12 protein-coding genes are annotated in these 12,531 nt (G+C 66.4%); 6 read left to right on the forward strand and 6 right to left on the reverse strand.

The genetic code is table 11. The features are described from left to right. Nucleotides 1-7: 7 nt before the first annotated feature. On the reverse strand, nt 8-382 hold the full coding sequence (locus GGD90_RS04185) for a NusG domain II-containing protein (RefSeq protein ID WP_153114550.1): 375 nt from the start codon (nt 380-382) through the stop codon (nt 8-10). Then, entirely contained in the window at nt 382-1,242 is an 861-nt protein-coding gene (rapZ, locus tag GGD90_RS04190) for an RNase adapter RapZ (protein ID WP_153114551.1), read from the reverse strand. Before rapZ ends, GGD90_RS04185 begins: the two co-directional genes overlap by 1 nt. A gap of 215 nt (nt 1,243-1,457) precedes the next feature. On the opposite strand from rapZ, the gene GGD90_RS04195 reads away from it, so the two are divergent. Both GGD90_RS04195 and GGD90_RS04200 read left to right on the forward strand, forming a co-directional pair. Beyond that, entirely contained in the window at nt 1,458-2,252 is a 795-nt protein-coding gene (locus GGD90_RS04195; RefSeq protein ID WP_153114552.1) for a PEP-CTERM sorting domain-containing protein, read from the forward strand. 34 nt (nt 2,253-2,286) lie between these two features. Then, the gene (locus GGD90_RS04200; protein ID WP_153114553.1) at nt 2,287-2,856 is read left to right on the forward strand and encodes a hypothetical protein; all 570 of its coding nucleotides are present in this window, start codon (nt 2,287-2,289) and stop codon (nt 2,854-2,856) included. Between the two features lie 40 nt (nt 2,857-2,896). Here the strand turns inward: GGD90_RS04200 and GGD90_RS04205 are convergent, their stop codons facing one another. The 3 genes from GGD90_RS04205 to ubiB form a co-directional block, all read right to left on the reverse strand. Beyond that, nucleotides 2,897-4,402: a high affinity choline transporter 1 gene (locus GGD90_RS04205; RefSeq protein ID WP_153114554.1), complete on the reverse strand. Its 1,506-nt coding sequence runs from the start codon at nt 4,400-4,402 to the stop codon at nt 2,897-2,899. A gap of 232 nt (nt 4,403-4,634) precedes the next feature. Continuing rightward, complete coding sequence (locus tag GGD90_RS04210; protein ID WP_153114555.1) at nt 4,635-5,774, reverse strand: beta-ketoacyl-ACP synthase III; 1,140 nt, start codon at nt 5,772-5,774, stop codon at nt 4,635-4,637. 94 nt (nt 5,775-5,868) lie between these two features. Continuing rightward, nucleotides 5,869-7,404, reverse strand: a complete 1,536-nt coding sequence (gene ubiB, locus GGD90_RS04215) for a ubiquinone biosynthesis regulatory protein kinase UbiB (protein WP_153114556.1) — start codon at nt 7,402-7,404, stop codon at nt 5,869-5,871. Between the two features lie 231 nt (nt 7,405-7,635). Here ubiB and argS point away from each other — a divergent pair, with 231 nt between their 5' ends. The 4 genes from argS to GGD90_RS04235 are packed head-to-tail and all read left to right on the forward strand — an operon-like array spanning nt 7,636 to nt 11,548. Beyond that, nucleotides 7,636-9,399, forward strand: a complete 1,764-nt coding sequence (argS, locus tag GGD90_RS04220; protein WP_153114557.1) for an arginine--tRNA ligase — start codon at nt 7,636-7,638, stop codon at nt 9,397-9,399. Nucleotides 9,400-9,423: 24 nt separating this feature from the next. Further along, on the forward strand, nt 9,424-10,032 hold the full coding sequence (locus GGD90_RS04225; RefSeq protein ID WP_228273584.1) for an SPOR domain-containing protein: 609 nt from the start codon (nt 9,424-9,426) through the stop codon (nt 10,030-10,032). Nucleotides 10,033-10,045: 13 nt separating this feature from the next. Continuing rightward, nucleotides 10,046-10,699, forward strand: coding sequence for a thiol:disulfide interchange protein DsbA/DsbL (locus tag GGD90_RS04230; RefSeq protein ID WP_221227652.1), 654 nt, complete (start codon nt 10,046-10,048; stop codon nt 10,697-10,699). A 39-nt stretch (nt 10,700-10,738) separates the two neighbouring features. Then, on the forward strand, nt 10,739-11,548 hold the full coding sequence (locus GGD90_RS04235; protein WP_228273585.1) for an SDR family oxidoreductase: 810 nt from the start codon (nt 10,739-10,741) through the stop codon (nt 11,546-11,548). Nucleotides 11,549-11,612: 64 nt separating this feature from the next. Here the strand turns inward: GGD90_RS04235 and GGD90_RS04240 are convergent, their stop codons facing one another. Further along, on the reverse strand, nt 11,613-12,338 hold the full coding sequence (locus GGD90_RS04240) for an SDR family NAD(P)-dependent oxidoreductase (RefSeq protein ID WP_153114559.1): 726 nt from the start codon (nt 12,336-12,338) through the stop codon (nt 11,613-11,615). Nucleotides 12,339-12,531 lie beyond the last annotated feature (193 nt).

The raw sequence follows: 12,531 nt of genomic DNA on the forward strand, positions 1-12,531 counted from the left end.
GCCGCTTTCAATAGCTGAGCGAGTCATACGCCTCCCGACTGCCCTTGACCTGCACACTCACCTGGTTCGGCGCACAGATGGCGATTTCGCCGGGGCGCTCGAGCCAGCCCTGACGCACGCAGTACTGGCGCGGACCGGGGTCGGAAACGACGCGCACGCGATGCCGCTCGACGGCAATGGTCGTGGTGCCCAGCGGCCCCGGCACTTCGATGCGCTGCTCGCGGCCCAGATCGAGTTCCGCGAAGACCGCGCCGCCGGCGCGCACGATCGCCTTTTCGGCAACGCCGGCCTGCCAGGCGAGGGGGAACGAGATGCCGACGAGCGCCGCCCCCGCCGCGACCACCGCCCAGTCGCCGGGGCGCACGAACGCCGACCAGCGCATCAGAGCGCTCCGGAGTTCGGCGGCAGGATCTGGCGGTGACGGACGAGAACGCGGGCGCGACCGAGGAAGGCGCGGCCGAACCACTCGGCCAGATAGACCGAGCGATGCTGACCGCCGGTACAGCCGATGGCGACGGTCAGATAATTGCGACTGTCGCGGATGTAGGCCGGCAGCCAGTCGGAGACGAAGCGCGCGATGTCGTCGCGCATGCGCAGCACTTCGGGCTGCGCCTCGAGAAACTCGACTACCGGCAGATCGCGACCGCTCATCGGTCGCAGCACTGCGTCGTAGTGCGGATTGGGCAGGCAGCGCACGTCGAAGACGAGGTCGGCGTCAAGTGGAATGCCGTGCTTGAAACCGAAGGATTCGAACAGCAGCGTCAGCCCCTGCCCGGGATCGGTGGCGACGAAGTGGCGCACCCACTCGCGCAGCGTATTCGGTTTGACGTCGCTGGTATCGATATGGTGGCCGAGTTCGATCAGCGCTTCGAGACGCTGCCGCTCCTCGGCGATCGCCTCGGACAGCGTGCGGTCGCCGAGTGCCAGCGGATGCCGGCGGCGCGTTTCCGAATAGCGCTTGAGCAGCGTCTCGTTCTTGGCATCGAGAAAGAGGAACTGCAGGTCGAGCTCATTGGCGCGCAAGGCGTCGAGTTGCTGCGGCAGCATGGCGATGCTCTCGCCGCCGCGGATGTCGATCGCCACCGCGCACTTGTCGTAGCCCTGCAACTCGAGTTGCCCGACCAGTTGCTGCAGCAGCAACGACGGCAGATTGTCGACGCAGTAATAACCCGAGTCCTCAAGCACGTTGAGGGCAATCGACTTGCCGGAGCCGGAAAGGCCGCTGATCAGAACGAGATGCATGGCGGCAGGATAGCGGAACGGCGCGCGACGGAGCAAGCCGGAACGACGGGGCAACATGCCGGAGCAGTGAAGAGAGTTTTCATTCCGTCTCTGGAGCAAGCCCGGAATCCCGATAGAATGAAAAGCGGTAGAGCGCAGCCCTGAAGACTTGGACCTTGTTGCACGATCACCTTCGGCAGGCTTGCGCGGCTCATGCGGAACCCGAAAGGAACGAAATGACGATGATCACTCATCATGTCGCAGGCACGCGTCGCTCGCTCAAGTCGCTGCTGGCAAGCGTCGTCCTTGCCTGTCTTGCCTGGGGAGGCAGCGCGCAGGCAATCCCCATCGACTATTCACTGACCGTGAAAGTCGTCGACGTCTGCGACGACACTGGCGCGAACTGCGCTTCGCTTGGGCCGGCGGGCGACAACTTCTTCGCCTCGTACGTGAACAAGATATGGGCGCAGGCCGGCATCGTGGTCGAGTTTCTGGCACCGACCTACCTGTCGAATTCGAGCTTCCTCAACATCAACGACAATGTCTTCGACTCGAGCTTCTACAAGCTTTCGGGTGGCGGAAGCTCGACCAGCGTGACCATGTGGCTGGTGAATACGGTCAGCGGCGCCTACGGTGAATCGTGGCCGGGCGCCGGCGGCTTGGTGATCGCCATGAACACCGTCATGAGCTTCGGCTCCGCCGGGCGGGTGGACACCATTGCGCACGAACTCGGACACAATCTGGGCCTTGTTGCCCCGAGCATTGGTGGCGACGGCGGCTGGCATGACGACACCAACCGCAATTATCTGATGGCCTCGGGCGGTGTTCGCAACATCCCGCAAACGCTGAGCGAGGTCTGTCCCGATGGCGCCTGCTACGATCTGCTGTCGCCGCAGCAGATCGCGCTGGCGCGCAGCAGCAGCCTGCTGCAGCCCGTCAGCCAGCAGGTTCCCGAGCCGGGCAGCGCGCTCCTGCTGCTCGGCGGCTTGCTCGGCATCGGCCTCTCGCACCGGCGTTTTTTCCGCGCCTGAGCTGAAAAGCGGGCGATGACGGCCGAGGACGAACATGGCAATCCGCGCTCTTGCTGGCCGCCTGTGCGCACTGCTGTTTCTCGCCTCCCCGGTAATGGCCGCGGCCACTGACAGCATCGCCTTGCCGCCGGTGCAGCGTGAGTTCGCCTCGCCTTCAGGCGAGTTCACGCTGATCGTCAGCGCCGACGACCAATGGAAAACGCCACGGGCGACGGCGGCGCTCTACGCCAAGCGATCGGGCACGCTCCAGAGGGTGTGGACGCGCCAACTGCCGCATCACCACGGCCCGCGCAAGGTTCTGCTTTCCGACCAGGGCGACAGCCTGCTGGTCGACGAATGGATCAACATCCTCTCGCGTCACACGCTGCTGCTGATCGATCGCCGCAATCAGGTGATCGTCGAGTATTCGGCGCAAGACGTGGTCGCCGCGCTCGGCCTCTCCGCCCGGGAAGTCGGCGCCAGTGCGAGGGAAGGGCCGTGGCTGGCCGACGGACCGACCCTGTCGGCGGACAGCCAGCGGGCGCGGCTTCGTGCCGGTGCCTGCACGCTGGAAGTCCGTCTGGCCGACGGCAAGCTGTCTACCGTCTGCCCGGCAAGACCCTGACGGCGGGGCGGCGTGTGCCGCGCTCGGCGCAGGCTGCTGCTCAGCCCTCCGGCCGATGCGTCGGCCCTTCGGCGACCTGATGCGCCGGCATCGCCGCTTGATGGCGCTGTGTTGCGTGCGTCTCCGGCAGCGGCGTCGGCCGGCCGATGCCTTGCGGCAGCAGCGAGCCGGCGACCATGCCGAGCATGCTCACCGCGAGCCCGATCAGCTGCGGCGGCACCAGACTGGCATCGCCGAGCAGCAGCTCGACCAGCAGCCACCCGCCAAGGCCACCGAAGATCGACGCCAGCGCGCCCTGCGTCGTCGCGCGCTTCCAGAAGGCGCCGAAAAAGAGCGGCACGAAGGCGCCGGCCAGCGTCACCTTGTAGGCGTTCTCGACCATCTTGAAGATCGAGGCGTTGGTATTGAGCGCAAACACGAGGACGATGCAGGTGAAGCAGACGATGGTGATGCGCATCATGCGCAGGAAGGCGCGGTCGCTGATTCCCGGATAGAAGCCGCGAACGATGTTCTCGGAAAAGGCGACCGACGGCGCCAGCAGCGTCGCCGACGAGCAGCTCATGATCGCCGCCAGCACGGCGCCGAAGAAGATCGCCTGCGCGAACACCGGCGTGTGCTGCAGCACCAAGGTCGGCAGCACCTGCTGCGGGTCGGACTCGATCAGCGCGTTGAACTGCTCGGGCGCGATCAGCGTCGCCGCGTAGGCGATGAACATCGGCACGAAGGTGAAGCAGAAGTAGATCGAACCGCCGAGCACCGACGCCCAGATCGCGATCTTCGCGCTCTTCGCCGAGGTGATGCGCTGGAAGACGTCCTGCTGCGGGATCGAGCCGAGCATCATCGTCACCCAGGCGCCGAAGAAGGCCAGCCATTCGGCGGCGCTCGCCTCGGGGAAGAAATCGAGCTTGCCGGCAGCGGCGGCGTGGCTGACGACGACATCGACGCCGCCGGTCATTCCCGCGACGAGATAGCCGATGTAGAGCAGCCCGCCCATGACCACGCCCATCTGCACGAAGTCGAGGATCGCCACCGAGATCATGCCGCCGAAGGTGGTGTAGGTAAGCACGATCGCCGCGCCGAGGACCATTCCCGCCTGCTGCGAGATGGCGCCGTCGGTGACGGTGTTGAACACCAGCCCGAGCGCCTTGATCTGCGCCGACACCCAGCCGAGGTAGGAAGCGACGATGCACAGCGTCGTCAGCACCTCGACCGTGCGGTTGTAGCGCATACGGAAGAAGTCGCCGAGCGTCAGGATGTTCAGCTTGTACAGCATGGCGCCGTAGAACAGCCCGGCGATGATCAGGCACATGCTGGCGCCGAAGGGGTCGGCGACGACGCCGCGCAGCCCTTCCTTGACGAAGGTGGCGGAAACGCCGAACACCGCCTCGGCGCCGAACCAGGTGGCGAAGACGGTGGCGGTGACCACCGGCAGCGGCAGGCGACGGCCGGCGACGGCGAAATCCTTGGCGTTATGCACCCGCGTCGCGGCGTAAAGGCCGACGCCGATCGAGGCTAGAAGGTAAATGGCGACAAACCAGACGAGCATGACCGACCGGGACTCTGCGCAAGGCGCGGCACAAGTTGAAAAAAGGGCAGCGAATTATACGGTTATCAGCGATTTTGCAGCGTTGCCGGAGACCGTTTTTTGGCTCGCGTTTAACTCACAGCTTCTGTGGATAAGTCTGTGCGCTGCATGGGGGAAGGCACGCTAAGTCACTCAGCCGGCAGGCGCTCCCTTGCTCTGCCACAAAAAGAGGCGGGCCGTCAGCTCGCCGTCGTCAGAGTTTGCGCACGACGACGCTGCCGATCGAATAGCCGGCGCCGAAGGAGCAGATGACGCCGGCGTCGCCGCTGGCGAGGTCGGCGCGATGGCGGTGGAAAGCGATGATCGAGCCGGCCGAGGCGGTATTGGCAAACTCGTCGAGGATCACCGGCGCCTCGTCGGCGGAGGCTTCGTGGCCGAGCAGGCGGCGGCCGATCAGCTGGTTCATGGTCAGGTTGGCCTGATGCAGCCAGAAGCGGCGCACGCCGGCCGGCGCCAGACCGAGCTTGCCGAGATGAGCGGCGATGTGCTCGGCGGCCATCGGACAGACCTCCTTGAACACCTTGCGTCCTTCCTGCACGAACAGCTTGTCGCGCGCGGCAAAGTCGCCGTCCTCGGCACGCGTGAGAAAGCCGAAGTTGTTGCGGATGTTGTTGGAGAAGCGTGTCGCCAGCTGCGTGCCGAGCACCTCCCAGCGCGCGGCACCGGTGCTGGCTTCTGTCGCCGGCAGATCGGCGTTCTCGACGACGATCGCCGTGCACACATCGCCGAAGATGAAGTGACAGTCGCGGTCCTGCCAGGCGAGGTGCGCCGAGCAGATTTCCGGATTGACGATGAGTACGGCGCGCGCGCTGCCGCTGCGCACGGCATTGACCGCCTGTTCGATGGCGAAGGTCGCCGATGAGCAGGCGACGTTCATGTCGAAGCCGAAACCCTGCGTGATGCCGAGCGCCGCCTGGATTTCGACGGCCATCGCCGGATACGGGCGCTGCATGTTCGACGCGGCGCAGATCACCGCGTCGATGTCGGCCGGCGTGCGGCCGGCCGCGGCGAGTGCTTCGCTCGCCGCGGCGACGGCCATCTCGGCCTGCAGCGACAGCTCGTCGTCGGCACGCGCGGCCAGCCGCGGACGCATCCGCGCCGGGTCGAGAACGCCGTCCTTCTCCATCACGTAGCGGCGGTGGATGCCCGAAGCCTTTTCAATGAACTCGACCGACGACGGCGCCAGCGCGGTCTTCTCGCCGCGCGCGATGGCGTCGGCGTTGCGCGCGTTCTCGGCGGCAGCGAAAGCGTTGTACGAGGCGACCAGTTCTTCGTTGCTGATGCTGTGCGGTGCCGTAAACAGGCCGGTGCCGCTGATGACGACGCGGTTCATGAAACGCTCTCCCTGATTCCAGTCGATATTGGTATTGGATTGTTATTGCTCCGCGGGCGACAGCCCCGCGGGTGAAGCGCTCACTACCGACAGCTCAATAGAAAATACGCGCCAGCAGCAAGGCGACGAGCAGCAGCGCGATGACGCCGAGCAGCGCGTTCTGCTGCCGCTGCGTCGCGGCGATCTCGGCAAGCAGCGGCGTCGGATCGACGACCGCCGGCTGCGCCAGCGACTGATGCACCAGGCGCGGCAGTTGCGGCAGCGTGCGCGCCCAGTTCGGCGCCTCGCGCTTGAAACCGTCGATGAAGCCGCGCCAGCCGAGCTGCTCGTTCATCCAGCGTTCGAGGAAGGGCTTGGCCGTCTTCCACAGGTCGAGATCGGGGTCGAGCTGGCGACCGAGGCCTTCGATGTTGAGCAGCGTCTTCTGCAGCATGACCAGTTGCGGCTGAATCTCGACGTTGAAGCGACGCGAGGTCTGGAACAGGCGCAGCAGCACGCGTCCGAAGGAAATCTCGCGCAACGGCCGATCGAACACCGGCTCGCAGACGGCGCGGATCGCCGCCTCGAATTCGTCGATACGCGTGTCCGGCGGCGCCCAGCCGGCCTCGACGTGCGCCAGCGCGACGCGCTTGTAGTCGCGGCGGAAGAAGGCGAGGAAATTCTGCGCGAGGTAGTTCTTGTCGACGTCGGTCAGCGTGCCGACGATGCCGAAGTCGAGCGCGATGTAGCTGCCGTGACGCGCCGGATCGGTGGCGACGAAGATGTTGCCGGGATGCATGTCGGCGTGGAAAAAGCCGTCGCGGAAGACCTGCGTGAAGAATATCTCGACGCCGGCGCGCGACAGGGCCGGCAGGTCGATGCCGGCCTCGATCAAGGCGTCGGTCTGGCTGATCGGAATGCCGCGCATGCGCTCCATGACCATCACCGTCGGCGTACAGAAATCCCAGTGCACTTCGGGAATCTGCAGGATCTTCGAGCCGGTGAAATTGCGCCGCAGCTGCGAGCAGTTGGCGGCTTCGCGCATCAGGTCGAGCTCATCGTAGAGATACTTGGCGAATTCGGCGACGACGGCGCGCGGCCGCAGGCGCTTGCCGTCGGCCCACACTTTCTCGAGCAGGCCGGCAAAGGTGTCGAGCAGGCCGAGATCGTGCGCCAGCACGGCACGCATCGACGGACGCAGGATCTTCACCGCCACGTCAAAGCCACCGTCGGCAGCGTGCAGGCGGGCGAAGTGCACCTGCGCGATCGAAGCCGAGGCGACCGGCGTCGCGTCGAACTCGGCAAATACCGCCGAGGCCGGGCGGCCGTAGGCACGTTCGATTTCGGCCAGCGCCAGCTCCGACGAGAACGGCGGCACGCGGTCCTGCAGTTTCGCCAGTTCGTCGGCAATGTCGGCCGGCAGCAGGTCGCGGCGCGTCGACAGCACCTGACCGAACTTGACGAAGATCGGCCCCAGCGATTCGAGTGCCAGGCGCAGACGCACGGCCGGTGGCGTATCGAAACGGCGCCAGAAAAAGAACATCCGCGACAGCGCCACCAGCCGGCCGCTCGACTCGTGTTCGAAAATCATTTCGTCGAGACCGTAACGAACGGAAACGCTGAGAATCCTGGCGAGGCGGAAGAGACGCATGGAATATGGACGGCAAGCGGGCGGCGGCAAGTGGAAAAGCGGCACCCGAACAGGCGGAATCGTCAGTCAAAAGTAAGGCGTGAGTTTATCCCGAACACGCGCCAAATACGCGCCGAATACGCAGCGCCGGGCGCAGCCATGCGTCCGCCGGCGGCCCGGCGCGTCGTCCCGGCGGCGCCGCCCGTCGTATAATCGACGCTCGCTCCCAATCGAACACCGACAAGAATCCCGATGAGTCAAGAGATCAAGCTTCACCTCGCCGAACTGCTGCGCGCCGCGCTCAACAGCGTTGCGCCCGCCGAGTCCGCCGCGGCCATCGTCATCGAGCGCCCGAAACAGGCCTCGCATGGCGATTTCGCCTGCAACATCGCCATGCAGCTGGCGCGCGCCATGAAGCGCAACCCGCGCGAGCTGGCACAGCTGCTCATCGCCGAACTGCCGGCTTCGCCTTTCGTTGCCAAGGTCGACATCGCCGGCGCCGGCTTCATCAATTTTCACCTGCTGCCGGCGGCCAAGCTCGCCGCCGTGCGCAGCGCGCTGACGCAGGGCGCTGCCTTCGGCCGCTCGCAAGCCGGCGGCAAGCGCAGCGTGCAGGTCGAATTCGTTTCCGCCAACCCGACCGGGCCGCTGCACGTCGGCCACGGCCGCGGCGCCGCCTACGGCGCCAGCCTTTCGGCGCTGCTCGCCTTTGCCGGCTGGGACGTCACGCGCGAGTACTACGTGAACGACGCCGGCCGGCAGATGGACATCCTCGGTCTGTCGACCTGGCTGCGCTATCTCGACCTGCAGCACGAAAGCGTTCCCTTCCCGCCGAACGGCTACCAGGGTGACTACGTACGCGACATGGCGCAGCAGATGCGCAGCGCGCACGGTGCGCGTTTCCTGCGCCCGGCGGCACAAGTGCTCGCCGGCGTGCCGGCGCTGCCCGACGCCGCACGCAGCGACGACGAAGCCAAGCAGCAGCGCGAACTGCACCTCGACGGACTGATCGAGCGCGCCAAGACGCTGCTCGGTGAAGACTGGCCCTACGTACACGCGCACGCGCTCAACGAACAGCTCGCCGACTGCCGCGACGACCTCGAGGAATTCGGCGTGCACTTCGACGTCTGGTTCTCGGAGAAGTCGCTGTTCGATACCGGACTGGTCGCGCGCTGCGTCGAACGGCTGGAAAGCGCCGGCCACGTCTATCTGCAGAACGGCGCGCGCTGGTTCCGCTCGACCGCCTTCGGCGACGAGAAGGACCGCGTCGTGCAGCGCGAAAACGGTCTGTACACCTACTTCGCTTCCGACATCGCCTACCACCTGAACAAGTACGAGCGCGGTTTCGAACGCATCATCAACATCTGGGGCGCCGATCACCACGGCTACGTGCCGCGCGTCAAAGGCGCGCTGGCAGCGCTCGGCCTCGACCGCGACCGTCTCGACGTGGCGCTGGTGCAGTTCGCCGTGCTCTACCGCAACGGCCAGAAAGCATCGATGTCGACGCGTTCGGGCGAATTCGTCACGCTGCGCGAGCTGCGCGGCGAAGTCGGTGCAGACGCCTGCCGCTTCTTCTACGTGCTACGCAAATCCGACCAGCACCTCGATTTCGATCTCGACCTCGCCAAGAGCCAGTCGAACGACAATCCGGTCTATTACATCCAGTACGCGCATGCGCGCATCGCCAGCCTGCTCGCGCAGTCGGGCGATGCCAGCGACGAGCCGGCAGATGCCGACCTGGCGCTGCTCGTCAATCCGCGCGAAGTCGCGCTGGCGGCGCGCATCGGCGAATTCCCCGAAGTGATCGATGCCGCTGCCGCCGATCTGGCGCCGCACGCGATTGCCTTTTACCTGCGCGATCTGGCTGCCGAATTCCACAGCTACTACAACGCCGAGCGCATGCTGGTCGACGACGCCGCCCTGCGCGCCGCGCGTCTGGCGCTGGCGGCTGCGGTCGCCCAGGTCATCCGCAACGGCATGAGCCTCCTGGGCGTCAGCTGCCCTGAATCGATGTAAGCGAGAAAGCCCATGAGCCGCGACATGAAGAAACCCCGCAACACGCCCAGCCGGCGCAAATCCGGCGGCGGCACGCTGTTCGGCCTGTTCATCGGTCTGGTCATCGGCGTCGTCTGTGCTGCCGGCGTCGTCTGGTACATCAACAAGGCGCCGACGCCCTTCACCAGCAAAGCGGCGGCACCGGCACCGGCGCTTCCCGCCGCAACGGGCAAGACCGAAGGCACGCCGCCAGCACCGGCAGCGCTGCCCGGCAAGCCGGGCGACGCCGCACCGAACGCCAGCGACAAGCCGCGTTTCGACTTCTACAAGATCCTGCCCGGCGCCGCCGAACCGACGCCGCAAGCCAAGCCGGCCGAAAGCAAGCCCGCGGACGCCGACAAGGGCAAGGCCGACCTGCTCAAGGAGCCGGCTTTCCTGCAGGCTGGCTCCTTCCAGAATTCCGGCGACGCCGACAACCAGAAAGCCAAGCTGGCGATGATGGGCGTCGAGGCGACGGTGCAGCAGGTGATGGTTCAGGACAAGGTGTGGTATCGCGTCCGTCTCGGGCCGTTCACCAAGATGGACGATCTCAACCGCATGCGCGCCGAACTCGCCAAGCAGGGTGTCGAGGCGGCGGTGGTCAAGAAGGACTGACAAGGAGAAACGGATGAACAGGATGAAGAATTTCACCGGCTGGCTGGCGGGACTGCTGCTGGCGCTGGCAGCAACGACGGCAATGGCGCAGGCGCAGTTGCTTCCCGGACGCGACTTCACCGCGATTGATCCGGCACAGCCGACCGACACGCCGACGAAAGTCGAGGTGCTCGAGTTCTTCTCCTACGGCTGCCCGCACTGCAAGGAGCTCAACCCGGTGCTCGGCAAATGGGCGGCGCGCCAGCCGGCCGACGTTGTCGTCCGCCGCGTGCCGGTCTCCTTCGGCCGGCCGCAGTGGGCCAACCTGTCCAAGCTCTATTTCGCGCTCGAAGCGACCGGCGACCTCGCCCGCCTCGACGATGCCGTCTTTGCCGCGCTGCACGAGAAGGGACTGCGCCTGTATGACGAGCGCGCCATCAACGAGTGGGTCGCCGCGCAGGGTGTCGACATGCGCAAGTTCGCCGACGCCTTCGGCTCCTTCGGCGTCGCCGCCAAGGTCCGCCGCGCCGACCAGATGGTGCAGACCTACCGCATCGACGGCGTTCCGGCACTCACCGTCGACGGCAAGTACCGCGTGCTGACGCAGAGCAACAGCCACGACGTGCTGCTGGCTCAGGCCGAGCGCATCATCGCCAAGGCACGCAGCGAGCGCGGCGGCAAGAAGTAGGCGCAAGCATCCCACGCATTACCTGCAGAAAGACTTCACGTGCAGTCTGAACTCGCGCCAGCCGGCGCGGGGACGATCCCGTCCACCCGGCGCATCTTCATCACCGGCGCCTCTTCCGGAATCGGCCGCGCGCTGGCCGAACACTACGCGGCAGCCGACACCATTCTTGGTCTGGCCGCGCGCCGCGAAGAACTGCTGCAGGACATCGCCAGCCGCCTGCCCGGCTGCATCGTCTGCTATCCGCTCGACGTTGCCGACGCGCCGGCACTGGCTGCAGCAGCTGCCGACTTCATTTCCCGCTTCGGCCCGCCCGACATCGTCATCGCCAGCGCCGGCGTCTCGGTCGGCACGCTCAGCGAATACGGCGAGGATCTCGCCGTGCTGCGCCGGGTGATGGACATCAATGTCTATGGCATGGCGGCGAGCTTCTCGCCGTTCATTCCGGCGATGCGCGCCGCGGGCGCTGGCCGGCTGGTCGGCATCGCCTCGGTCGCCGGCATCCGCGGCCTGCCCGGCGCCGAAGCCTACAGCGCCTCGAAAGCCGCGGCGATCGCCTACCTGGAAAGCCTGCGCCTGGAGATGCGCGATTCGGGCGTACGCGTGGTGACGATCTGCCCCGGCTACATCGCCACGCCGATGACCGCGGTCAACCCCTACCGCATGCCCTTTCTGCTGTCAGCGAACGACGCGGCCCGGCGTTTCGCGCGCGTCATCGCGCGTGGCGACAGCTACGCCGTCGTTCCCTGGCAGATGGGCATCGTTGCCAAGGCACTGCGCCTGCTGCCGAACGCGCTCTACGACCGCCTGTTCGCCAAGGCGCCGCGCAAGCCGCGGCAACTGCCCTTGTAAAGGGCGCGGCAGGCGACGTTGCACAGGCCGAAGTGCTGCGCGACTCCCGGCGACGCGCCGGAGGCTACCACTCGATCGGCTGACCGTCGCGGAAAAAGCCGCCGCTCGGACCGTCGTCGGGCAACAGCGCCGCCCAGACGATGCTCGCCGCGCCCTCGTCGGCGCTGCGCCCGGCACCGCTGCCGCCCATATCGGTGCGACACCAGCCCGGACAGACCGAATTCACCTTGATGCCGCTGGCGGCGACTTCCTCGGCGGTGAGTCGCGTCAGTGCGTTGAGCGCGATCTTCGACATGCGATACGCCGGCCAGAAGCCGCCCATATTGGCGAGTTGCGCCATCCCCGACGAGACATTGACGATGCGTCCCTGCTTGCGCGCCAGCATCAGCGGCAGGAAAGCCTGAATCAGGCGCAAGGGCGCCAGCGCGTTGGTGGCGAAGGCGCTGGCAACGAGTTCGGGATCGACCTCGGCGACGCTGGCCCCCTGCGGATTGACGAAATCGTTGGGCTCGGGAAAAACACCGGCGTTGTTGACCAGCACATCGACGCGGCCGAACTCGCGGCGCACGCGCGCCGCCAGCGCCGCAACGGCGGAAGCATCGGCGACGTCGGCGACATGCGGCAATACGTCGCGCCCGCTGGCAGCGAGTTCGCCGGCTGCCGCTTCGATCTGCTGACGTTGGCGACCAATCATCAGCACGCGATAGCCGGCGTCGGCGAGATCACGCGCAACGGCGCAGCCGAGACCACGGCTGGCGCCGGTGACGATGGCAAGCTTCTTTTCGATCATGACGGCCCCTCACAGGCACTGTTGGCAGAGCGGACATCATGCCGTCTGCAAACGGGCCGGGCAAGCGGCACGTTTGCCGGCGCCGCCAGCGGCGTGGCGAAGCGCAAAAGACGCGCCGGCGCACCCGCGCCGGCCGCCGCAAAACGGGCGCAATTGACCAAAATCAAGCGCCTGCGACGCGCTCTGGCTATAC

Origin of the sequence: Rhodocyclus tenuis, assembly GCF_014197755.1 — a bacterium.
Taxonomy (GTDB): domain Bacteria; phylum Pseudomonadota; class Gammaproteobacteria; order Burkholderiales; family Rhodocyclaceae; genus Rhodocyclus; species Rhodocyclus tenuis.

What these genes read in the sequence shown, in the direction of transcription:
- GGD90_RS04195 (WP_153114552.1), top strand. Translation starts at nt 1,458, where the DNA reads ATGACGATGATCACTCATCATGTCGCAGGCACGCGTCGCTCGCTCAAG.
- GGD90_RS04200 (WP_153114553.1), top strand. Translation starts at nt 2,287, where the DNA reads ATGGCAATCCGCGCTCTTGCTGGCCGCCTGTGCGCACTGCTGTTTCTC.
- argS (WP_153114557.1), top strand. Translation starts at nt 7,636, where the DNA reads ATGAGTCAAGAGATCAAGCTTCACCTCGCCGAACTGCTGCGCGCCGCG.
- GGD90_RS04185 (WP_153114550.1), bottom strand. Translation starts at nt 382, where the DNA reads ATGCGCTGGTCGGCGTTCGTGCGCCCCGGCGACTGGGCGGTGGTCGCG.
- ubiB (WP_153114556.1), bottom strand. Translation starts at nt 7,404, where the DNA reads ATGCGTCTCTTCCGCCTCGCCAGGATTCTCAGCGTTTCCGTTCGTTAC.
- GGD90_RS04230 (WP_221227652.1), top strand. Translation starts at nt 10,046, where the DNA reads ATGAACAGGATGAAGAATTTCACCGGCTGGCTGGCGGGACTGCTGCTG.
- GGD90_RS04225 (WP_228273584.1), top strand. Translation starts at nt 9,424, where the DNA reads ATGAAGAAACCCCGCAACACGCCCAGCCGGCGCAAATCCGGCGGCGGC.
- GGD90_RS04205 (WP_153114554.1), bottom strand. Translation starts at nt 4,402, where the DNA reads ATGCTCGTCTGGTTTGTCGCCATTTACCTTCTAGCCTCGATCGGCGTC.
- rapZ (WP_153114551.1), bottom strand. Translation starts at nt 1,242, where the DNA reads ATGCATCTCGTTCTGATCAGCGGCCTTTCCGGCTCCGGCAAGTCGATT.
- GGD90_RS04210 (WP_153114555.1), bottom strand. Translation starts at nt 5,774, where the DNA reads ATGAACCGCGTCGTCATCAGCGGCACCGGCCTGTTTACGGCACCGCAC.
- GGD90_RS04240 (WP_153114559.1), bottom strand. Translation starts at nt 12,338, where the DNA reads ATGATCGAAAAGAAGCTTGCCATCGTCACCGGCGCCAGCCGTGGTCTC.